The organism is Billgrantia gudaonensis (assembly GCF_900100195.1).
Taxonomy (GTDB): Bacteria; Pseudomonadota; Gammaproteobacteria; order Pseudomonadales; family Halomonadaceae; genus Halomonas; species Halomonas gudaonensis.
On record NZ_FNES01000015.1, the window covers coordinates 1 to 19,916 of the forward strand.

Below are 19,916 nucleotides of genomic sequence, written 5' to 3' on the forward strand. Positions count from 1 at the left end.
ACCGCGGCTTTTTTTGCGATTTCAAGCTCTTCCGACTTCTCGGCCAGTTGACGCTTGAGCCGGGCATTCTCGTCGGCCAGGGCTTGCTCGCGCTCTGAGGCGCTTTGCTGCTGCTGGGCCTTGGCTCGCCACTGGTAGAGCTGGCTGGGCTGCAGGCCAAGCTCTCGGGCGGCGGCACTGATGCCGACACGGTCGGCGAGGGCCAGTGCCTCGGCCTTGTAGTCCTGGGAGTAGCGGGTACGGGTCTTCTTCATCGAAGCTGCTTGCCTTGCCATGGGTCACCTCGTCTCAGTGTACTGTCTTAACGAGGTGTCCACTGCTGCTGGGCAAGATCACTACCACCACATTGCACGCCGCCCTCCCCACCAGTGACGATAGCGGCAGATCAAGTGGGTGCTGCCCAGCCGCCTGCAGGCGGTGGAGGCCGTATTCGCCATGACGGTGCACGAATCCCAAGGCTCGGAATTCACCCACACCACCCTGATGCTCCCCGACGCCCCAAACCCCTTCCTCACCCGAGAGCTGGTCTACACCGGCATCACCCGCGCCCGCGACTGGCTCACCGTGGTGGAAACCGGCCGCAGCATGCTGGATGAAGCGGTGACGAGGGAGGTGAGTGGGTTGGGGTCTGGATTAGTAGATAACTGGCCATTGTCGTGAAATGCAGTGGCGAGTTATAAAAATCAGGCATCCTTAGCGCAATCTTCACTCCTGACAATCGAAAAACGCCTCCACATCATAGGGTGCACATATATTCTGCTATTACCTTTTACATTCGGATTTGTATATATCATTCTCTCTTCAAAACTCCATCGCGTAGGGCTCTGGGAATCTTTTTTAACCCCTACAACCCCAACCCTATAAAACGACCTTGCTATTTCTATTCTAAAAAAAGACTCAGAAATTTCACCATTAAGGAACTTTTCCGCAGAAAGACCTAGGGTGTCAGACTTATACCCATCCCTCTGCACAACCGAATTAGCAACAGCCATCAATTCTTCGCCATCAATAGAACCAAGCCTAAACCCATCCTGACGATTATCTAACAGCGGCAAAAATACTGAGAGATTTGGATATATCGACACCCATTCATCAATAATACTCCTTGAACGATCCTCACTATACTGCTCCTCAACACCTCTCACAACATCCTGAGTAATAGAGGACTTGCCAACCGATGCATCCAAAACATAATTAACATAAGTTATAACATCTCGCGGCCTATTAAATGTGCGCTGCAAAATATATTCAAACGTTTTCCTCTTTCCAACCTTCCCCGGAAAAATATCATCGAAGTTTATAGACTGACTTGTATACTTATATCTCAATAAATAATTTATCCTTTTCTCCACCAACTCCTGCAAATGCTCCTGACTCCACATCAATGGCATCATAAGATCGCGATACTTTTCTTCTTGAAATCCTGTATCATTAGCTTCACTGAATATCCTTTCTACTACATCCAGCCTCATGGCGACTACAAGCTTGAGAGTAGTGATCGAACGAAAAGTACGCATTTCCTCGATTAGCGCCCGCAATATCTTATACTTAATATCATCAGACGCCCAATTTTCATCCAGCCTGTCGATCAATACAAAATATTTCTTCTGTCTATCAGTAAAAACATCCTCAGCCAAAAAACTAACAACCTCACCAAGCTCTTTTATTTGAATTTTCTGTATGGCGCCTTTGCTTTTATTTACCACCTCTCTTCTTTCAGTCTCAGTTAGCTTTTTCGCCGCCTCAGCTCCACCCTGTAAATTAAAGGCGGAAGATGAGAACCCCCCACTCAACTCAGTTTCAATAGAAGAAACCACCTCCCTAACCCTGTCCTCTGTCTCTTCCCAAAATTGGTCACCCCATTTCTGAAGATATTCAATCGCCTTCTTTTTTGGCTTATCTTTCTTAAGGACCCCGCCAATTGCTTGCTTAAAGGAGTCCATAGCTGTCTCATTTCTAATGCTATACTTATACTTCAAAAGTTCAACAACAATCACATGCCGCCAAAGCAACCTAAACAAAACATCAAGATTAACACCAGAGGAATGCATGAACTGAAGTATATTGCTATTAGCTATATAATCAATAGAAAGGTTTTCTGGTGCAAGATCAATAGCATGCTCAGCCGTTTTACGCAACTCAGACAGGAGCGCAGTTTTTCCCACCCCTGTTCTACCGATAACTAGAGAGCATGTATTACTTAAATCCAGCAAGGCATCAATATCTCCTGTATCGACGTAACAAGACTCCAAAAAATCCGAATCTAGCTCTGCCTGAACAGCGCCTATCCTGTGATGACTTTTGAACTTAAAAACATTAGATTTAGATAAACCCTTCTTTCCCATATTCACCAACTTTATCTAGCACATCATTTTATGAAAAATCGGAGGCAGCCTCTCACCCCTCCACTTTTTTCATTTCTCATGATAAAACGCCAGCCTCCCCTCTATCTTCTCCATCCCCTCCAACGGCAACTCATAACTCCACGCCACATCTGTGCGATCACCAAACGAGAAATACGCGGCATCGCCCTTGAATGGGCAGTGGGTGACTGTTTCGGAGGGAGTCAGCAGGTCCATCCGCACGTCGTCGCGGGGAATGTACTGGCGTGGCGGATAGCCGCGTTCACGGAGCTCGATGGCGCGGGTGGTGTCGGCAAGCGGAGTGCCGTCGATGACGGCACGCACTCGGCGGTCGTGCGGGTGCAGGGTGATGCGGGGCTCGGAGGAAGCCGGTGCCATGGTGCCATCCCTTGCGTACGGGTTGTGTCGTTATGGTGTCATTGGTTTCAGCCTAGCACCGAAGGATGTTTTGCCCCATGCGTTGGATCAACGGAATGGCCGGGGCAGTACACTCAACGCGGTGGCCCATGGCCAGGCAAGCCGCGTCGATGAACCACACCATGGCTCCTGGAGATGCTAGGGTTCGAGGGAACCCTTCCCAATGGTTCCGCGACCATGCCCCACGTCGACATCACCGTGATCTCCGATGCCATCTGCCCATGGTGCTTCATCGGCAAGCGCCACCTGGATCTCGCCCTGGCCGAACTGCCTGAGGAAGTCGGCGTATCGGTGGCCTGGCATCCTTTCGAGCTCAACCCCGACATGCCCGCCGGGGGGCTGTCGCGACGCGACTACCGCACCGCCAAGTTCGGCTCGTGGGAGCGTTCCCAGGCTCTCGACGCCCAGGTGGAGGCGGCTGCCGCCCAGACCGGTCTCGAGATTCACCACGAACGCATGACGCGAACGCCCAATACCTTCGACGCCCACCGGCTGATCTGGCTCGCCGGGGAACATGGCGTCCAGTCGGCCGTGGTAGACGCGCTTTTTCGGTACTACTTCGTCGAAGGGCAGGACATCGGTGACAGCGCGGTACTGGCCAACGCCGCCCGAGACGGCGGGCTAGCGGATATCGACGTACCCGCCTTCCTGGCGAGCGACCAGGGCCGCAATGAGGTAAGAGCAGCCCTCGACGAGGCGCAGCGACTGGGTGTGAGCGGTGTGCCCACCTTCATCATCGACGATGCAGTGGGTCTGGCGGGCGCCCAACCGCCCGAGGCACTGCGCCAGGCGATCCTCGAGAGGATCGGCAAGCGCTGAGGGCCCGCGTCCCGACGATCTCGAGGGTGGCTGTCGTCGCTTATCGCGACATGGCCGCTTCGCCGTTGGGCTTCGAGAAGCCTGTTCCTGGCGGTTGGCGTTCATTGGTTCGCTTCGCTGTCGTCTTGTGACGGGTTGCCGTCTTCGACGATCAGGTTCATCACCAGGCGCACCATCAACTCTTTGGCCTTGGGGTCGCTCTCGGCGATCAGCAGGGTCAGGGCCGTAAGACCCTGCTCGTTCAGGGGCAGGTGCATGCCTTCCTGGCGCAGGTAGAGCAGGAAGAGGAAGGCACCGGAGCGCTTGTTGCCGTCCGAGAAGGGGTGGTTCTTGATCACGAAATACAACAGGTGGGCGGCGCGCTCCTCGCGGGTCTTGTACAGCGCCTCGCCGAACATGCTCTGTTCCAGGTTGCCCAGGATCGAGGCAAGCCCGTCGCTCCGGTCGCGCGCGAACAACTCGCTGGCCTCGCCACGGTCGCGCAGCTCTCTGGCCAGGGCATTCAGGGCGCGCCGGGCTTCTTCCATGCCCAGCACACCCCGGGCCGGCCGAGCCCCCGGAGGCACGCCCAGCGCGTTCTCGTCGTAATCCTGCAGCAGCCGCCAGGTGCGGGCGTAGCCCAGGATCAGGCTCACCACCTCCTGGCCCAGGTCCGATACCAGCTCTTGCCGGGTGAGCGTCTGGCCGAGCAGCTCCACGGCTTGCTCCAGCTCAGCAAGGCCCTGCTGGGCCAGGCGGTACTCGTTGAGGCTGTAGCCCTGAGTCAGGTGCTCGCGGAGGACTCTGGTGGCCCACTGGCGGAAGCGCACGCCTCGATGGGATTTGACCCGGTAGCCCACGGAAATGATGACATCGAGGTTGTAGTGCTCAATGGCGCGCTGAACCTGCCGCTTGCCCTCCTGACGAACTATCCGGAATTTCCGGACAGTTCCCTCTCGGTCCAGCTCGCCCTCTTCGTACACATTACCGATGTGCTCGCTGACGGTGCGCAGATCCTTGCCGAACAGCTCTGCCATCTGCTTCTGGGTGAGCCAGACCGTCTCGCCTTCCAGGCGGACCTCCACCGGCTGGCGGGCATCCTCGAAAATCACGATCTCACTCATACAGCCCCCTGCGGTTCATGCCGGCGCAACCGTCTCGTGCTTTCACGCCAGGTTGCGGGTATCCACCGGGAACGGCATGCGCTTGGCCCCGGCGTGCTTGAGCAGGCGGTAGGTGCTGGTGAGAGCGGTGAAGGTCTTGCCCGCGCCGATTGAACGTCAGCCTAGCACCGAAGCATGACTTGGCCCATAGGCGGCTCGGTCGAAGCGCCAGCGACGGCTCGCCATCGCGCATCAGTATCCCCAGGCAGTAAACTGAGCCCAAGAGACCCATGACAAGGCAATCCGCGTCGATGAAGAACTCCCGTACCCGTGACTCCCAAGCCCTTGCAACCGAGGCGCCCCAGCTGACGACACTGGGCGGCCGCCAAGTGCTTTTCGTGATGGCGGCCAAGGCCGAGTACGGCCCACACCTCAGGCAGCGTTTCACCCCGCTCATGACCGGCGTCGGCCCCGTGGAGGCGGCGGTGGAGCTCACCGCGGCCCTGGCCGCCCTCGCCCAGCAGGGGCGCCTGCCGGACCTGGTGGTGTCGCTGGGCTCGGCGGGCAGCCGGGTGCTGGAGCAGACCGAGGTCTATCAGGCGACCTCCGTCGCTTACCGCGACATGGACGCCACCCCGCTGGGCTTCGAGAAGGGAGTCACGCCCTTTCTCGATCTGCCGGCGACGCTGCCGCTGCCCCTGCGCATACCCGGCATTCGCGAGGCGACGCTCTCCACCGGCGCCGATATCGTCTCGGGCGCAGCCTATGACGCCATCGCCGCCGAAATGGTGGATATGGAGAGTTACGCCTGCCTGCGCGCCTGCACCCGCTTCGACGTGCCGCTGGTGGTGCTGCGCGGCATCTCGGATGGCAAGGCAGAGCTGCACCACGTGGATGACTGGACGGAGACCCTGCATATCATCGACGAGAAGCTCGCCGCCGCCGTGGATCGCCTTGACGACGCCAGGTTATGACGAAAGGCACGGCAGTTTTTCCATGAATACAGGACGGGAGAGTCGGCCTTTGTCGTCGCCAATAACGAGAGACTCGCTCAACTGGCTGACCGGTCAGTTTCGCCAGCCAAGCAGGGAATCGATGTATCGGCGTGACATCGATTCCAGAGTTCGCCTCGAAACTTGCCTGGCCCTTAGCGTGGCTGCCCTGGTCTTTGGCATGTTTGCCATTTCGGACTACTACTATACCGGCGTGAGCACCGAACTCTATCTGCTGCTCGCCATGCGAATCCTGGTGGTCGTCTCATGCCTGGCTCTGGCATTCGTGATCGGGCGCTGGGGAAACTATTCACGCAAGGGCTGGCTGCATGCCTTGCCACTCTGGATACTGGCGACGGGCATCATCTTGATCGTTCCCTTGCGTCCCGAGAGCCTCTCGACACAGGTCACCGCCGTGGTGGTGGCCACCATGGCCTTCTATCTGCTGATTCCCAACCTGCTACCCGTGGTGGCATTCGCCAGCCTCTATTTGAGCCTGGGCTTCCTGGCCTCAGCGATGATGGTGGCCGATATTCCTGCCGTGGTCGCATTGCGCATATTGCTGTTGCTCATCATGACCAATGCCGTGGGTTTCTTCGCCTTGCTGCGTCTTGAAAAACTGCAGCGAAAGCAGTTCGCGCTGTTGCAGGAAGAGCGCGTTCAGAACCGCCAACTGGTCGAGGAAATCGCTCACCGACAATCGCTGGAAACGCAGCTGCGCATGGTCGCCGAGCGGGATGCCTTGACGGGCCTGGACAGCCGAAGCCATTTCATGAAGCGCGCCGAGGCGCTGCTTCTACGCTCGCAGCTCGAGAAGACGCCCTTCAGCCTGTTCATGATCGACGTAGATCACTTCAAGGCCATCAACGACACCTGGGGGCACAGCCAGGGGGACCGGGTGCTGACCGCGATCGCGGGGACCTGCAAGCGATCCCTCAGGCCCCAGGACGTGATCGGGCGCTTCGGCGGCGAAGAGTTCATCGTGGCCCTGCCGAATACTCACCTGAAAGACGCCCGTATGGTCGCGGAACGCGTGCAGAAGACGGTCGCCGAACTGCCGGCGATGGAAGAAATGCCCGATCACCGTCTGACCGTTACCATCGGCATCGCCGGGGTATTCCATGAAGAGACCGACTTGCCCGCCCTGATCCAGCAGGCCGACCGGGCCCTGTACGCCGGCAAGCACGGCGGAAGGAACCGGGTCGTGATGAGCCACGAAGGCACGCACGAGACTTGAGGGTGGGAGCGGGTATACACCGGCATCACCCGCGCACGGAACTGCCTCACTGTGGTGAACAGCGGCCACGAAATGCTGGATGAAGCGGTGACGGGGGTAGCGAGGACGAGCGTCCACCGCCACCGAGTGCCGGCGCCATTGCGATTGCCAAGGCCGGTGGAAGCGTGGCTACAGCTGCCGGAACAGCGCCGCTGCGAGGATGCCGCCGGCAATGGCCGGTAGCGGCTTCTTCACCACCAGCATGATCGCGGCGGTGGTCAGCAGGGCCAGGCGGGCGCCGTGATCGCCGCTTACCGCCAGGGGCGCGAGCAGGGCCACCAGCACCGAGCCGGACATGGCGTGGATGAACTGCTTGACGCGGTAGCCGATGGGCACGAAGGACATGACGAAGACGCCGCCCCAACGGGTCGCCAGGGTCACCACGGCCATGGCCAGGATGACGGCCAACGCGCTCATGCCGCCCGTTTCAATGCTCATGGCTGCGCCTCCCCCAGGCGAGCCCGGCCAGGCCGCCGGCGAGTGCACCCACCACCACATGGCTGTTCTCGGGCAGGTAGCGCCAGGCCAGCAGGGAAGCGCCTGCCGCCATCGTCCAGATCAGCAGCATGCGCAGGTTCTTCTCGCCGCCCACCACCATGGCGAGCAGGAAGCAGCCCATCACCATGTCCAGCCCCAGACTGGCGGGGTCTTGCACGGCATTACCGAAGTGCAGGCCCAGCCAGGTGCCGAGAACCCAGAACGACCACAGCGCAATCCCGCCGCCCAGCACCAGCCCGAGCCCCGGCCGGCCGCGGCCGAACGCCTGCATGGCCATGGCCCAGTTGGCGTCGGAGGCGACGAACATCACGCCGTAGCGTTTTGCCGGCGAGTGGTGACTCAGCCAGGGATAGAGAGTGGCGCCCATCAGCAGGTGACGGGCATTGATGGCGAAGACGGTCGCCATCAGGGTGAAGAACGGAACCTGCGGTCCCCACAGCTCCAGGGCGGCGAACTGGGAAGCGCCGGCGAACACCAGGGCGCTCATGGCGATGATGGACGCCTCGTTCAGCCCGGCCTGGGTCGCGGCCAGGCCGAAGGCGGCACCGAAGACGATGACGAACAGCGAGATGGGCAGCAGCTCCTTGAAGCCTTCCCACGCCAGCGCGCCATCCAAGCGATGCAGCGCCGCTTCCTCCTTTGCCATGCCGAGCTCCTTTTGCGTGTCGTGCGGAGAGCGCCAGTGTGCCGCGGGTCGTTCCCCTCGGAACCGCGCTGGCAACCGCAACGAGGATGCCACTGCCAGCGCTCGACAGCCACTGCACCGCACGCCAGCATCTCGCCCCGATGGCGTCGGACCATCGGGGCGGGCATCACGGAGCAAGCCCGGGGCCGTTTCTCAGGTCGTTGACGCTGGCTCGCGGCTGGCCTGTCGCGGCGCCTGCAACCGGCCGATCAGCCCATCCACCTGGCGCTCTGCCGTCGCAATGGAGGCAGCCAACTGCTCTCCGCCCTCTTCCTGGTGCTCGATAGCCACGCGATGGATTCGGGTGATGCCGATGAATTCCAGCACCGTGGCCAGGCCGGGCTCCAGGTGGTTCATATGGGCCAGCTCGCCGCCGGGCTCGAATCCGGCTCCGCCTCGCGACGACAGAACGACCGCGTGGCGCGGCCGGTCGGCCAGGCGCGGCGTGAAGGGCGCATCCGGCCGGCTCGGGTCGTAATCCACCGTGCGCCCCATGCGCACCACCAGGTCCACCCAGGCCTTCAGCGCCGCCGGCATGCCGAAGTTATACAGCGGGGCGCCGATCACCACGACGTCGGCAGCTGTCAGTTCGTCGATCAGCCGATCGCTCTCGGCGAGCACCTCCGCCATCCAGGGTTCCTGGCGTTCCGGGGGCGTGAAGGCGGCCTGGATCCACCGCCGGTCGATGAAGGAGGGCGGGCTGCCGCCCACGTCGCGGTAGATCACGGTGGCTTCCGGTTGGCGGCCCTGCCAGCCGGTGACGAAGCGGTGGGTGAGGCGACGGCTGAGTGAACCGTGCTCGTCGGTGCCGGCGAGGCCGGGGCGGGCGCTGGCGTCCAGTTGCAGGATATGGGTCATGTCAGGCTCCTTGTCTTGTGAGCTGAACTCACTCATCGTTGATGGGCGACTTGAGCCTATGACCCAGTGATTGGGGCTACAAACGATGAATATTTGCCGATATAGATGAGTTGAGCTCAACCATGAACCCTCGCCGACTCCCTTCGCTGTCTGCCCTGCGGGCGTTCGAGGCCGCCGCCCGCCACGAGAGTGCCAAGCGGGCAGCCAATGAGCTGTCCGTCACGGCCACGGCCATCAGTCATCACATCCGCGGGTTGGAGGATGCCCTGGAGGTGGAACTCTTCGTGCGCAAGCCCCGGCAGTTGGTGCTCACGCCCCAGGGTCGGGAGCTCTTCCAGACCCTGGAAGCGGCGTTCGACAGCATCGGGGAGACCGTGGCGCGCTTGAAGATGCCGCCCGTCCGTCAGGCGGCCACGCTCTCCACCACCCCGGCGGTGGCCGTGCGCTGGCTGCTGCCCTGGGTATGCCTGCTGAGGGATTCGCACCCGGACATCGACCTGCGAATCCATGCCTCCCACGAACCGGTGGCGCTGGACGGCGTGACCGCGGATCTGGCGATTCGCTATGGCGACGGCCAGTGGCCGGGGATGGTGGTGGAAAAGATGTTCGACAACACCTTCATCCCGGCCTGCAGCCCCCTCCTGAACCTGAGCGATCCCTCCGAGCTACCCGACCATCCGCTGATTCACTTTCGGCCCCAGGACGCTTCGGTAACGCCCGCGGACTGGGCCGGCTGGCAGAAGCGCGCCAAGGTGGCGGGACTGGATGTCGGCGCCGGGCTGGTTTTTTCCGACGAGACCCACGCCATCTCCGCCGCCATCGGCGGTCAGGGCGTGGCCCTGATGAGCCGCCCGCTGATCGCCGACGAACTGGCGGAGGGGCGCCTGGTCCAGCCCTTCGGGCCGGAGCTGGAAGGCAAGCCGTTCTATCTGGTCTATCCGGAAAGCCGGCGCGATGCGCCGACGATACGCGCGATCCGCGACTGGGTGATGCGGGTGCCGGGAGGGCTGTGCCAGCTATCGGACAGCGCCTGAGGGAAAGTTGAAGCGCCATTCACGCTGGGGACGAAACTCAGACACGCAGCGCCTCACGCTCGACATGGGGCCTGAGCTCGGGGCGAAGCGCCTTGTCGGTCACCAGATCCACGGTATGGCCCAGCAGATCTTCCAGGTAGAATTGGACACCGAAATAGCGAGCTGAGGTTGCAGGGCCGTCGAAGCTCACCAGGATATCGATATCACTGTCCTCGCGCGCCTCATCGCGGGATAGGGAGCCGAAGAGCGCTAAGGACGTGACCCCATACTCCCTGGCCAGAGCCGGCATGTGGTCTTTCAACAACTGAAGGGTCCTGGCTCTATTCATCTTGGTTTCTCGACATGGCAGAACCGTACTCCATGAGGATATCAGGGCCCACGAATCATGGTTGCCCTTACGACTCGATGCCACTGTGATGGGTTTCCAACATTCAGCCTAGCACCGAAGCATGGCTTGGCCCATAGGCGGCTCGATCAAGGGCTCAGCGGCGCGACGGAACCAGCCACTCGGGGGCGAGTGCTGCGTCCTCCCCCTGGCCTGCCGGATCATCCTGCCTTCAACACCTCGGCATGCCGGCGGAAATTCTTCGCGGTGACGAAGAAGGCTCTGACGATGGGGTCCTGCGTTTCGGATAGGCGAAATACCGATTCGGGGCAGGGCGCTCCCATGCCGGTGACGGCGATGCGGTGGATGGTATCGGTGCGCCCCGTTCCGTGTCGCCACATGAAACCCACGCCCAGGCGGTTGGCCACCGCCTCGCACACCCCATCGCGCGTATCCAGCACCAGCCTGGCGCGTGGCTCGAGGCCAGCCTGACGGAAGGCGGCGTCGACCATCGCCTGGGTCGACGAGCCGCGGCTACGGAAGATCAGGGGGCTCTGCATCAGCTGTTCGCAGTCGATGCGGTCGAAACGCGAGATGGGGTCGTCGGGGTGAACGATGGCCACCACGTCCTGGTCGATCAGGCTCTCCCGGACGAAGCGTCTGTCCTGCGGCACGTTGGGCAGCACGCCGACATCCAGCTCTCCTTCCACCACACCCCGGATGATGTTGGCGAAGTCGCTGAGCACCACCGACAGCGTCACGGCGGGGTATTCACGCTGAAAGGCAGCGATCAGCGCCATGCCGGGCATCGAGTTGCCCAGGCCGATGCGCAGATGGCCCGACTGGATCGATTGGCGGCGTTCCAGCAGCCGGGCCGCCTGCGCTTCCAGGACGTCGATGCCCTCGGTAATGCCGGTCAGTTCCTCGCAGAAGGCGGTCGGCACCAGGTGGCCGTCGCGGCGCTCGAAGAGCGGGGTGCCGCAGTGGCGCTCCAACGCCTTGATCTGTTGAGCGATGGCGGGCTGGCTCACCCCGGCATGGCGTGCCGCCGCGGCATAGGAGCCGGTGGTCAGCACGGCATGCAGCGCGCGTCTTGCCGAAGCGGAAAAGGTCATGGTCGATTCCTAGTGAAAGTTCAGTCACTAAAAGATCAGCTTTAGGTTGCAACAATATTGTCAAAGCGTGACTTCACTCTGCTCCCGTGAGCCCATTCACCGGAGCCCGACCCTTGCCGCAACGTGCCCCCACCCTGGCCGCCGAAAACCGGCCTTTCCGATCACCCGATGTCATGGCCCCCCACTGGCAGGCGATTCTCTGCGACCTGGATGGCTGCTTGATCAGCGGCGAGGTGGCATTGCCGGGCGTCCCGGCGTTCTGCCGCTCCATCGGCGAACGGCTCTGGATCGTCTCCAACAACTCGACGGACTCGCCCGCGAGCCTTGGGGTCCGGCTGCGCGACCTGGGGCTGCCGATCACCGACGAGCGGCTGATCCTGGCGGGGGCCGAAGCGGTGAGGGCCTTGTCGCAGCGAGCGCCCGCAGCGCCGGTCGCCCTTTTCGCCAGCCAGACGCTGGTCGCCTACGCCGAGCGGCTGGGTCTCGACGTCTCGGAGCAGGAACCCGGCACCGTACTGCTGTGCCGTGACGTCGGCTTCGACTACGCCGCATTGCGACGCATCCTTGGCCTTCTCGAGGCCGGTGCGGAACTCGTCGTGGCGAATCCGGACGTCAGCCATCCCAGCCTTGCGGGCACGCCGGTACCGGAAACCGGCGCGCTGCTGGCGGCGATCCGCAGCATTCGTCCCCGGCAGCGCTTCCACGTGATCGGCAAGCCGGAACCTCACCTATTCGCCATCGCCATGGAGCGTGCCGGGGCGACCGCCGACCGAACGGTGATGATCGGGGACAACGAGGCGACCGACGGCGCCGGTGCCGACGCGCTGGGCATGGCATTCCTTCGGGTGGAGCCGAACCTCGGTCTCGGGCATCTGCTGGGAGACGCGACATGCTGAGCTTTCTGTCGATGCGCCTGGTCAAGCTGGTCGTCACCCTATTCGTGGTGATCACGCTGGTATTCTTCGCCACTCGCCTGTCGGGAAATGCCATCGACTTCATTGCCGGCGAGGGGCTGGACGCCCAGAGCCGCAGCGAGCTGATCGCCTACTACGGCCTGCGCGAAGATATCCTGACCCAGTACTGGCGCTACCTGCGCGGTATCGTCGAGGGGGAGTTCGGGCTTTCCTTCACCGAACGGCGCCCGGTCACCCAGGTATTCTGGGAGCGCGTCGGCCCCACCCTGCAGCTGATCGGCGGTGCCATCCTGCTGACCCTGGTCGTGGCCGTGCCCGCCGGCATCTTCGCCGCGGTGAGGCGGCGCGACGCCTCCGCCCAGGGGGTCATGACGCTGGCATTCCTCGGCTATGCCACCCCCAACTTCGTGCTGGCCACCCTGCTGCTGCTGGTCTTCTCCTACTGGCTGCAGATCCTGCCCAGCGCCGGCAATGGCACCTGGGCCCACTACCTGATGCCGGTCACGGCACTGTCGCTGACCTACATCGCGGCGCTCATTCGCTACACCCGCAATGCCACCCTGGACGTGCTGGGGCAGGATTACCTGCGCACGGCACGCGCCAAGGGACTGTCCGAGCGCGAGGTCGTGATTCGGCATGTGCTTCGCAACACCCTGATCACGGTGCTGTCGGTATTCGGCCTGATGGTCACCGCACTCGTTTCCTCCGGCGCGGTGGTGATCGAGAGCATCTTCTCCTGGCGGGGCATCGGCGATCTGCTGGTCCGCGCCGCGATACGTCGCGACTATCCGGTGCTGCAGTTCGGCGTACTGGCGGTAGCGGTTGCCGTGGTCACGATCAACACCCTGATCGACATCGCCTATGCATGGGTCGATCCCCGCGTGCGCCTGGGGGCGCGTCTCACATGACCGTCATTGCTGCTCACGCTTCCCGCGCGACCGCCGCCTGGCGCGATAGCGACCTGTCGTTCCGCCTGGCAGTCATCGCCGGCCTGGTGCTGCTGACGGTGGCGGCCCTGGCGCCCTGGCTGGCGCCGTTCGATCCCGACCAGCAAACGCTGCTGGCCCGGCTGAGCCCGCCTATCGGTTTCGAGGGGGCCAAGGCGGGACACTGGCTGGGCACCGACGAGCTGGGGCGCGACATCCTCTCGCGCGGGCTGCATGCGCTGCGCATCACCTTGGGCATCGGCATGGCCGGCGCCTCGCTCGGGATGCTGCTGGGCCTGACACTGGGGCTCATCGCGGGGCTCAAGGGTGGGCTCGTCGACGACCTCGTGGCCGGGGCCATCGACATCCAGATCGCCTTGCCCTTCACGCTGCTGGCACTGCTTGCCGTGGCGATCTTCGGCGGCGACCTGACGGTGCTGATCGTCGTGCTGGGCATCGCCGGCTGGGAGACCTTTGCCCGGGTGGTGCGTGGCGAGGTCATGAAGCTACGTGGCCAGCCCTTCATCGAGGCGGCACTGGCGGCCGGAGCGTCTCCCTGGCGGATCGCCACGCGGCATCTCCTGCCCAATCTGGTCTCGCCGCTGGTGGTGATGTTCGCCCTCAGCTTCTCGCAGATCGTCCTTCTCGAATCGACCCTGTCGTTCCTGGGGCTCGGGGTGCGTCCGCCGACCGCCACGCTCGGCAGCATGGTCGGCCAGGGCCGCGACTACATGCCCAGCGCGCCCTGGCTGGTGATCGTTCCGTCGCTGCTCGTGCTGCTCGTCACCCTGGTCGTGCAGCTGCTTGGCGACTCCCTGCGCGACCGCACCGACATCCGGTTGCGGCAGCGCTGAACCCAGACCCAAGTGCCATCGCAAGTGCCATCAATCGCGGCCCAAGGCCGCTCAAGGGGGAAACATGAAACGTGTCTTGTTAGGTGCCATTGCCGCCGTGCTGGCGGTGCAGTCCGCCAGCGCCCAGGAACTGCGCGTCGGCGTCCAGAACATGAACAACTATCTCGATCCGGGCAGCGACCACTCCAATGCCGGCTCGCAGTACTACTACAACAGCTTCGATACCCTGATCGATCGCGACCACGGCGGCTCGGGCGATTTCGTGCCGGGGCTCGCCACGGAGTGGGAGATCGTCTCTCCGCAGATGATCGAGTTCACCCTGCGTGAAGGGGTGCGGTTTCACGACGGTTCGGAAATGACCGCCGAGGACGTGGTCTTCTCGCTGAATCGCATGTTCTCGCCGACCTACCCGCCCTATCTGGTGCGCAAGCGCGACCGCCTGGACAACTTCACCCGCGCCGAGGCCACCGAGGATGGCAAGGTGCGCGTCTACACGGCGCGCCCGGAGCCGATCTTCGAGACGCTGCTGTCGATGCAGCAGACCATGATCGTGCCGAAGGGCTACCTCATGGGACTCACGGGGCACCCCGAAGTCGATGAGGTGGGCGACTACGAGGCCTTCGGCCTGGCCCCGGTGGGCACCGGCCCGTACCGGATCGCCGAGTTCGTGCCGGGAGAGCGCATCGTCTACGAGCGCTTCGACGATTTCTGGGGCGAGCCGGCGCCCTACGAGCGTGTCGTCGCCACGCGCATTCCCGAGACGGTCAGCCGGGTCACCGCGCTGCGCTCCGGGGAAGTGGACATGATCACCAACCTGGCGCCCGACCAGCTCGACCTCGTCGACGGCGACCCCAACCTGAAGACGGCCGGTTCGGTCACGCCGCTCTTCCACGTGATGATAATGAACGTCAATCATCCCGAGCTGGAAGATCCGCGCATCCGCCGCGCGCTGAGCCTGGCCATCGACCGCGACCTGCTCAACGAGTCGCTGTGGAAAGGCATGGCCGAGGTACCCTCGACGCACACCATGGAAGAGTTCGGCGAGCTCTACATGCCGGAGCTCGAGACCTTCCGTTACGACCCCGAAGAGGCACGCCGCCTGCTGGAAGAGGCCGGCTACGACGGCGCCACCATCACCTACGACACCCACTCCGCCTACTACACCAACGGCCTGCTGGCCGCCCAGGCGATCATGGAGATGTGGGACGCCGTGGGCGTGAATGGCGAAATCAACGTGACCGAATCCTGGACCACCTGCGTGCCGGAGATGATGACCCGCAACTGGTCGAACCCCATGTATTTCGCCGACCCCTTCGGCTCCTTCGGGGTGATGTGGGGCCCTGGCGGTCCGTCGGAGAGCTGCGATCGCTTCAATACCGACGAGGCCTACCAGGAAACGTGGGAGCGCTTCCGCTTCTCGGAAACGGTCGAGGAGCGTCGCGCCGCCTACGCCGAGCTGATGGAGTTCATCGAGCAGGATCCCCCCGTCCTGCCGCTCTACCGCCCTTATGAGGCCTGGGGCATGCAGGCGGATATCGATTGGGAACCGCTGCCTAGCCATATCCCCTACGTGCTGGACTTCCGCGCCGGCCGGATCACGCCGGCAGCCAACTGATCCGTCAGCGACTGCGCGCCGTCCCCGGGGCGGCGCGCTCGATAGGAGCTCGACCATGCCCCTGCAACTGGCCGTCATCACCGATATTCACCATGGGCCGAACACCCGCACCAAGTGCGGGCAAACCGCCCTCGAACTGACCCGCGAATTCGTGGCGGACGTCAATGCCCGTCAGCCGGATGCGGTCATCGAATTGGGCGACCGCATCTCCGACGTCGACCCCGGCACCGACCGGCGCCTGGCACGCGAGGTGGCCGAGGTTCTTGCCGATATTCGCTGTCCCCGCTTCCACGTCAACGGCAACCATGACCTCGAGCACCTCTCGGTCGCCGAGAATGCCGAGATCCTTGGCCAGCCCATGGCGCATGAGGTGGTTTCGCTGGGAGACTGGGATCTGGTGCTGTGGCGGGCCGACCCCCGGCTGCATCCGGGCGGCGCGCGGCGGCTGATCCTGCCGGATGCCGATCTGGAGTGGCTGGAACGCACCCTGAGCCGGGCGAAACGGCCGCAACTCGTCGTCAGCCACATTCCGGTTTCACCGAACGAACCCTCGGGAAACTACTATTTCGAGCGCGCTCCGCACCTGAGCGCCTATCCGGAGGCACCCCGGGTGCGCGATGTCCTGTCGCGGGCGGCAGTACCCGTGGTTCATCTCACCGGGCACGTACACTGGAATGCCTTCACCCAGCTGGGCGGCATCTTCTATCTTGCCCAGCAGTCGCTCACCGAGAGCTTCACCACGGATGGCCAGCCGGCCGGGGCCTGGGGACGCCTCGAACTCGGCGACGCCGTTCGCTGGCAGGTCGTCGGCAAGGACCCGCTCAGCGTGGGCTTCACCCCCCGCGCAGGCCGTTGGATGGCGCCGCTGCAGCCCGAGTCGCGGCCGCTGACCCGGCAGGCGGCCTCATGAGCGCCCCGCTGCTCGAGGTGTCCGACCTGCACGTCCGCTTCGGTGACAACGAAGCGGTGAAGGGGCTCGATTTCACCCTGCATCGCAATGAGACCCTGGCGCTCGTCGGCGAATCGGGGTCGGGCAAGTCGGCCACGGCGTTGGCCATACTGCGCTTGATCGAGCGTGAAGGAGGCACCATCACGCGCGGACGCATCCGCCTGTTCGATGAAAAGCCCCATGACCTGACCCGGCTCTCCGACCGGCAGATGCAGGCGATACGGGGTCGCCTGGTGTCGATGGTCTTCCAGGAGCCCATGACCGCGCTCAATCCGACCATGACCGTTGGCCGGCAACTGACCGAGGTACTGGAGCGGCATGCTTCCCTGACGCGCCGCGAGCTGCGCCGTCAGGCAGTGGCGGCACTCGAGCGCGTGCAGGTACCGCGAGCCGCCGAACGCCTGGGCCAGTACCCGCACGAACTCTCCGGCGGCCAGCGCCAGCGGGTCATGATCGCCATGGCGCTGGCCACCGGGCCGCGTCTGCTCATCGCCGACGAACCGTCGACGGCACTCGACGTCACCACCCAGGCAGAGATCCTGGCACTGTTGCGCCGGCTGCAAGCCGAGACCGAGATGGGGGTGCTGTTCATCACTCACGATCTGGGTGTCGTGGCGGAAATGGCCGACCGTGTGCTGGTGCTCAAAGCCGGCAGGCAGATCGAGTCGGCCCCCGCTCGAGCCCTGTTCACCGCGCCGCAAGCCCCCTATACCCGTCGACTGCTGGATGCCGCCCCGCGCCTGGGTGCCGGTTCGCCGACGCTCCCCGCGACGTCGCCGCTACTGGAAGTCAGCGATCTGGTCACCGCCTATCCGGGCCGACGAGCTCACCCCTTCGCGGCGCGTCAGCCGGTGCGCGCCGTGGATGGCGTCAGCCTGCAGATCGGCCGCGGCGAGACGCTGGGACTGGTCGGCGAGTCGGGGTGCGGCAAGTCGAGCCTGGCGCGCTCGATCCTGCGCTTGGCCCCGATCCAGTCCGGCTCGATACGCCTGGAGGGGAGCGTCGTCTCGCAGCTGCACGGACGGCACCTGCTGCCGATGCGCCGCGCGGCACAGATGATCTTTCAAGACCCCTTCGCCTCGCTGAATCCCCGCTTGCCGGCCTGGAAGCTGGTGACCGAGCCCGCCCTGATTCACGGCCTGGTCGGCGAACGCGAGCGGCGCGACCTGGCCGCCTCGCTGCTGTCGGAGGTGACGCTCGACAGCGCGCACCTCGACCGCTATCCGCATCAGTTCTCGGGTGGCCAGCGCCAGCGGTTGTGCATTGCCCGGGCGCTCTCGGTGCGGCCCCGCTTGATCGTCGCCGACGAGCCGGTATCGGCGCTGGATGTGTCGATCGCCCGGCAAGTCACCGAACTCCTGCAGGACATACAGCAGCGTCACGGCTTGTCCCTGCTGTTCATCACCCACGACATGGCCGTGGTGGAGCGCATCAGCCACCGTCTGGCCGTGATGCTCGGGGGGCGTATCGTCGAGACCGGGCCTACCGCGGAGGTGCTGACGTCGCCCCGGCACGACTACACGCGAAAGCTGATCGATGCGGTGCCCCACGCGGAAATTCCCCGACGCGTGGCGACGGCGGTGTCGCCGCCGGAACGCCATGCCGCGGCGTGGGGGTGAGCTCTCGGGCACTCCGATGGCAACGCCTTGACACGCGGCTGTCACACTCGTCCGCCATGCTCGATGCGAAGAGCCATGGGAGTCCGACTGCATGCCGCCGCGTCAACCGCTCAGCCCGGCAGAGCTGAAAAGCCTCACGCGACTGGCCCAGGGCAATGCCTTGGCCTTGCAGCGCCGGGCCGAGCAGGAAGCGCGGCAGGCCCGGGTCACTGCCACCTTGCAGGCCGCCGGACCCTCGGCAGCAGACGCTTGCGGCCTGAATATCCTGATGATCACGGATGTCTATCTGCCGCGAGTCAATGGCGTCTCCACGTCCATCGCCAGCTTCAGCGCCGCCCTGAAACGCCTGGGCCACTCGGTCACGCTGGTCGCGCCCACCTACCCGGTGGGACAGACGGATGCCCCCGGGATACTGCGCGTCCCCTCACGCGGCGTGCCCGGCGATCCGGAGGATCGCATGATGCACTACCGCCAGGCATTGGCGCTGTCATCCGCGTTGGCCGCCCAGGCTTTCGACCTGATCCATGTGCATACGCCCTTCGTCGCGCACCATGCCGGCATCGCCCTGGGCAAGCGCCTGGGCATTCCCGTGGTGGCGACCTACCACACCCTCTTCGAGGAGTACCTGCACCACTATGTGCGCTGGCTGCCGCGAAGCGGGCTGCGTTTTGTCGCCAGACGACTCTCGGTTCGCCAGTGCCATCATGTGAGTGCCGTGGTCGCTCCCTCCCGCGCCATGCGCGAGGCTCTGGAGCGCTATGGCGTGACGACGTCCATCGACGTGATTCCCACCGGCCTGGACCTGGAAGCCTTTACCCACCCCCACGAAGAGAGCGACTTTCGCGCCAGCTATGGCCTGCCGCCGACGGCACGGCTGCTGCTCTACGTGGGACGCGCCGCCCATGAGAAGAACATCGAGTTTCTGATCGATATGCTGCCGCAAGTGCTGGCCGAGCACCCCGAAGCCCGGTTGATCGTTACCGGCGAGGGCCCGGCGCAGGCATCGCTGGCCCGGCGAGCACGGGAGGCTGGGCTAGGCCAGGCAGTGCTCTTTCTGAGCTACTTGGACCGCGACGGTCCCCTGCAGGCCGCCTACCGCGCCGCCGACGCCTTCGTCTTCGCTTCACGCACCGAAACCCAGGGGCTGGTGCTGCTGGAAGCCCTGGCACTGGGCACGCCGGTGATCGCCACCGCGGCAATGGGCACCCGTGACGTTCTGGAAGAGGGCCAGGGCTGCCTGATCGCCGAAGAGACGCACGACGACTTCGCGGCCAAGGTCAACCGCGTACTCGGCGACTCGACGCTACGCGAAGAACTCGCCCGCCGCGGCCCGATTCACGCCGCGCAGTGGCATGAAGATACCCAGGCGGCAAAGCTGGCAAGGTTGTATCGGCGATGCGTCACGGCGACGGTGGGATGAGGCGATGGCATCCAATGCACGGCCTGGTCATGTGCCGTCTCAAGCTGCAACGAGTTTCTTGACGTTGAGCTCTTTACGGTGTTGCTCGGCATGCCAGAGCTCATACTGGGACTGCTGATTCAGCCAGCTTTCTGCCGACGTATCGAAAGCGATAG

20 protein-coding genes and 1 pseudogene are annotated in these 19,916 nt (G+C 63.6%); 12 read left to right on the forward strand and 9 right to left on the reverse strand.

Going from position 1 to position 19,916, the window contains the following annotated elements; genetic code table 11:
* The coding region (locus tag BLP96_RS15635) for a transposase (RefSeq protein ID WP_143005126.1) at positions 1-275 on the reverse strand (275 nt) is incomplete at its 3' end.
* Positions 276-346: 71 nt separating this feature from the next.
* Here BLP96_RS15635 and BLP96_RS15640 point away from each other — a divergent pair.
* Positions 347-660: pseudogene (locus BLP96_RS15640) on the forward strand (ATP-binding domain-containing protein); the annotation flags it as partial.
* Positions 661-683: 23 nt separating this feature from the next.
* Here BLP96_RS15640 and BLP96_RS15645 read toward each other — a convergent pair.
* Together BLP96_RS15645 and BLP96_RS15650 are read right to left on the reverse strand one after the other, a co-directional pair.
* A complete protein-coding gene (locus BLP96_RS15645) occupies positions 684-2,345 on the reverse strand; it encodes a P-loop ATPase, Sll1717 family (protein WP_143005127.1) in 1,662 nt (553 codons plus the stop codon).
* Positions 2,346-2,414: 69 nt separating this feature from the next.
* The gene (locus tag BLP96_RS15650; RefSeq protein ID WP_089688036.1) at positions 2,415-2,741 is read right to left on the reverse strand and encodes a DUF427 domain-containing protein; all 327 of its coding nucleotides are present in this window, start codon (positions 2,739-2,741) and stop codon (positions 2,415-2,417) included.
* A 216-nt stretch (positions 2,742-2,957) separates the two neighbouring features.
* Here BLP96_RS15650 and BLP96_RS15655 point away from each other — a divergent pair, with 216 nt between their 5' ends.
* Complete coding sequence (locus BLP96_RS15655; protein ID WP_089688038.1) at positions 2,958-3,599, forward strand: DsbA family oxidoreductase; 642 nt, start codon at positions 2,958-2,960, stop codon at positions 3,597-3,599.
* A 101-nt stretch (positions 3,600-3,700) separates the two neighbouring features.
* On the opposite strand, the gene BLP96_RS15660 is transcribed toward BLP96_RS15655, so the two are convergent.
* Entirely contained in the window at positions 3,701-4,702 is a 1,002-nt protein-coding gene (locus BLP96_RS15660; RefSeq protein WP_089688040.1) for a virulence RhuM family protein/type II toxin-antitoxin system death-on-curing family toxin, read from the reverse strand.
* A gap of 269 nt (positions 4,703-4,971) precedes the next feature.
* Here BLP96_RS15660 and BLP96_RS15665 point away from each other — a divergent pair, with 269 nt between their 5' ends.
* Together BLP96_RS15665 and BLP96_RS15670 are read left to right on the forward strand one after the other, a co-directional pair.
* Entirely contained in the window at positions 4,972-5,655 is a 684-nt protein-coding gene (locus BLP96_RS15665) for a 5'-methylthioadenosine/S-adenosylhomocysteine nucleosidase (protein WP_245682286.1), read from the forward strand.
* Entirely contained in the window at positions 5,549-6,910 is a 1,362-nt protein-coding gene (locus BLP96_RS15670; RefSeq protein ID WP_245682287.1) for a GGDEF domain-containing protein, read from the forward strand. Before BLP96_RS15665 ends, BLP96_RS15670 begins: the two co-directional genes overlap by 107 nt.
* A 168-nt stretch (positions 6,911-7,078) precedes the next feature.
* Here BLP96_RS15670 and BLP96_RS15675 read toward each other — a convergent pair whose 3' ends face one another.
* The 3 genes from BLP96_RS15675 to BLP96_RS15685 form a co-directional block, all read right to left on the reverse strand.
* Positions 7,079-7,387 carry an AzlD family protein gene (locus BLP96_RS15675; RefSeq protein WP_089688045.1) on the reverse strand — a complete coding sequence of 103 codons (309 nt, stop codon included), beginning with the start codon at positions 7,385-7,387 and terminating at the stop codon, positions 7,079-7,081.
* Complete coding sequence (locus tag BLP96_RS15680; RefSeq protein WP_089688047.1) at positions 7,377-8,093, reverse strand: AzlC family ABC transporter permease; 717 nt, start codon at positions 8,091-8,093, stop codon at positions 7,377-7,379. Before BLP96_RS15680 ends, BLP96_RS15675 begins: the two co-directional genes overlap by 11 nt.
* Positions 8,094-8,285: 192 nt before the next feature.
* On the reverse strand, positions 8,286-8,990 hold the full coding sequence (locus BLP96_RS15685) for an FMN-dependent NADH-azoreductase (protein ID WP_089688048.1): 705 nt from the start codon (positions 8,988-8,990) through the stop codon (positions 8,286-8,288).
* Positions 8,991-9,112: 122 nt separating this feature from the next.
* On the opposite strand from BLP96_RS15685, the gene BLP96_RS15690 reads away from it, so the two are divergent.
* On the forward strand, positions 9,113-10,024 hold the full coding sequence (locus BLP96_RS15690; protein ID WP_089688050.1) for a LysR substrate-binding domain-containing protein: 912 nt from the start codon (positions 9,113-9,115) through the stop codon (positions 10,022-10,024).
* A 37-nt stretch (positions 10,025-10,061) separates the two neighbouring features.
* On the opposite strand, the gene BLP96_RS15695 is transcribed toward BLP96_RS15690, so the two are convergent.
* Together BLP96_RS15695 and BLP96_RS15700 are read right to left on the reverse strand one after the other, a co-directional pair.
* Entirely contained in the window at positions 10,062-10,352 is a 291-nt protein-coding gene (locus tag BLP96_RS15695) for a nucleotidyltransferase family protein (protein ID WP_089688052.1), read from the reverse strand.
* Between the two features lie 218 nt (positions 10,353-10,570).
* A complete protein-coding gene (locus BLP96_RS15700; protein WP_089688054.1) occupies positions 10,571-11,464 on the reverse strand; it encodes a LysR family transcriptional regulator in 894 nt (297 codons plus the stop codon).
* A gap of 113 nt (positions 11,465-11,577) precedes the next feature.
* Between BLP96_RS15700 and BLP96_RS15705 the strand changes: the two genes are divergently transcribed.
* The 7 genes from BLP96_RS15705 to BLP96_RS15735 all read left to right on the forward strand — a co-directional run bounded on the left by BLP96_RS15705 (position 11,578) and on the right by BLP96_RS15735 (position 19,761).
* Positions 11,578-12,360: an HAD-IIA family hydrolase gene (locus BLP96_RS15705; protein WP_218118621.1), complete on the forward strand. Its 783-nt coding sequence runs from the start codon at positions 11,578-11,580 to the stop codon at positions 12,358-12,360.
* Complete coding sequence (locus BLP96_RS15710; protein WP_089688058.1) at positions 12,354-13,286, forward strand: ABC transporter permease; 933 nt, start codon at positions 12,354-12,356, stop codon at positions 13,284-13,286. Before BLP96_RS15705 ends, BLP96_RS15710 begins: the two co-directional genes overlap by 7 nt.
* Positions 13,283-14,158, forward strand: coding sequence for an ABC transporter permease (locus BLP96_RS15715; RefSeq protein WP_089688060.1), 876 nt, complete (start codon positions 13,283-13,285; stop codon positions 14,156-14,158). The genes BLP96_RS15710 and BLP96_RS15715 overlap by 4 nt, the downstream gene beginning before the upstream one ends.
* A gap of 64 nt (positions 14,159-14,222) precedes the next feature.
* Complete coding sequence (locus tag BLP96_RS15720) at positions 14,223-15,773, forward strand: ABC transporter substrate-binding protein (protein ID WP_089688061.1); 1,551 nt, start codon at positions 14,223-14,225, stop codon at positions 15,771-15,773.
* Positions 15,774-15,828: 55 nt separating this feature from the next.
* A complete protein-coding gene (locus tag BLP96_RS15725) occupies positions 15,829-16,683 on the forward strand; it encodes a metallophosphoesterase family protein (protein WP_089688064.1) in 855 nt (284 codons plus the stop codon).
* Positions 16,680-18,341 (forward strand): ABC transporter ATP-binding protein, encoded by a 1,662-nt coding sequence (locus BLP96_RS15730; RefSeq protein ID WP_089688066.1) that lies wholly within the window; start codon positions 16,680-16,682, stop codon positions 18,339-18,341. Before BLP96_RS15725 ends, BLP96_RS15730 begins: the two co-directional genes overlap by 4 nt.
* 91 nt (positions 18,342-18,432) lie before the next feature.
* On the forward strand, positions 18,433-19,761 hold the full coding sequence (locus BLP96_RS15735) for a glycosyltransferase (protein ID WP_089688068.1): 1,329 nt from the start codon (positions 18,433-18,435) through the stop codon (positions 19,759-19,761).
* The last annotated feature ends 155 nt before the right edge of the window (positions 19,762-19,916 follow it).

Excerpts from the sequence above, each read along its gene's own strand:
- BLP96_RS15645 (WP_143005127.1), bottom strand. The coding sequence starts at position 2,345 with ATGGGAAAGAAGGGTTTATCTAAATCTAATGTTTTTAAGTTCAAAAGT.
- BLP96_RS15650 (WP_089688036.1), bottom strand. The coding sequence starts at position 2,741 with ATGGCACCGGCTTCCTCCGAGCCCCGCATCACCCTGCACCCGCACGAC.
- BLP96_RS15655 (WP_089688038.1), top strand. The coding sequence starts at position 2,958 with ATGCCCCACGTCGACATCACCGTGATCTCCGATGCCATCTGCCCATGG.
- BLP96_RS15660 (WP_089688040.1), bottom strand. The coding sequence starts at position 4,702 with ATGAGTGAGATCGTGATTTTCGAGGATGCCCGCCAGCCGGTGGAGGTC.
- BLP96_RS15665 (WP_245682286.1), top strand. The coding sequence starts at position 4,972 with ATGACAAGGCAATCCGCGTCGATGAAGAACTCCCGTACCCGTGACTCC.
- BLP96_RS15670 (WP_245682287.1), top strand. The coding sequence starts at position 5,549 with ATGGCAAGGCAGAGCTGCACCACGTGGATGACTGGACGGAGACCCTGC.
- BLP96_RS15675 (WP_089688045.1), bottom strand. The coding sequence starts at position 7,387 with ATGAGCATTGAAACGGGCGGCATGAGCGCGTTGGCCGTCATCCTGGCC.
- BLP96_RS15680 (WP_089688047.1), bottom strand. The coding sequence starts at position 8,093 with ATGGCAAAGGAGGAAGCGGCGCTGCATCGCTTGGATGGCGCGCTGGCG.
- BLP96_RS15685 (WP_089688048.1), bottom strand. The coding sequence starts at position 8,990 with ATGACCCATATCCTGCAACTGGACGCCAGCGCCCGCCCCGGCCTCGCC.
- BLP96_RS15690 (WP_089688050.1), top strand. The coding sequence starts at position 9,113 with ATGAACCCTCGCCGACTCCCTTCGCTGTCTGCCCTGCGGGCGTTCGAG.
- BLP96_RS15695 (WP_089688052.1), bottom strand. The coding sequence starts at position 10,352 with ATGAATAGAGCCAGGACCCTTCAGTTGTTGAAAGACCACATGCCGGCT.
- BLP96_RS15700 (WP_089688054.1), bottom strand. The coding sequence starts at position 11,464 with ATGACCTTTTCCGCTTCGGCAAGACGCGCGCTGCATGCCGTGCTGACC.
- BLP96_RS15710 (WP_089688058.1), top strand. The coding sequence starts at position 12,354 with ATGCTGAGCTTTCTGTCGATGCGCCTGGTCAAGCTGGTCGTCACCCTA.
- BLP96_RS15715 (WP_089688060.1), top strand. The coding sequence starts at position 13,283 with ATGACCGTCATTGCTGCTCACGCTTCCCGCGCGACCGCCGCCTGGCGC.
- BLP96_RS15720 (WP_089688061.1), top strand. The coding sequence starts at position 14,223 with ATGAAACGTGTCTTGTTAGGTGCCATTGCCGCCGTGCTGGCGGTGCAG.
- BLP96_RS15725 (WP_089688064.1), top strand. The coding sequence starts at position 15,829 with ATGCCCCTGCAACTGGCCGTCATCACCGATATTCACCATGGGCCGAAC.
- BLP96_RS15730 (WP_089688066.1), top strand. The coding sequence starts at position 16,680 with ATGAGCGCCCCGCTGCTCGAGGTGTCCGACCTGCACGTCCGCTTCGGT.
- BLP96_RS15735 (WP_089688068.1), top strand. The coding sequence starts at position 18,433 with ATGCCGCCGCGTCAACCGCTCAGCCCGGCAGAGCTGAAAAGCCTCACG.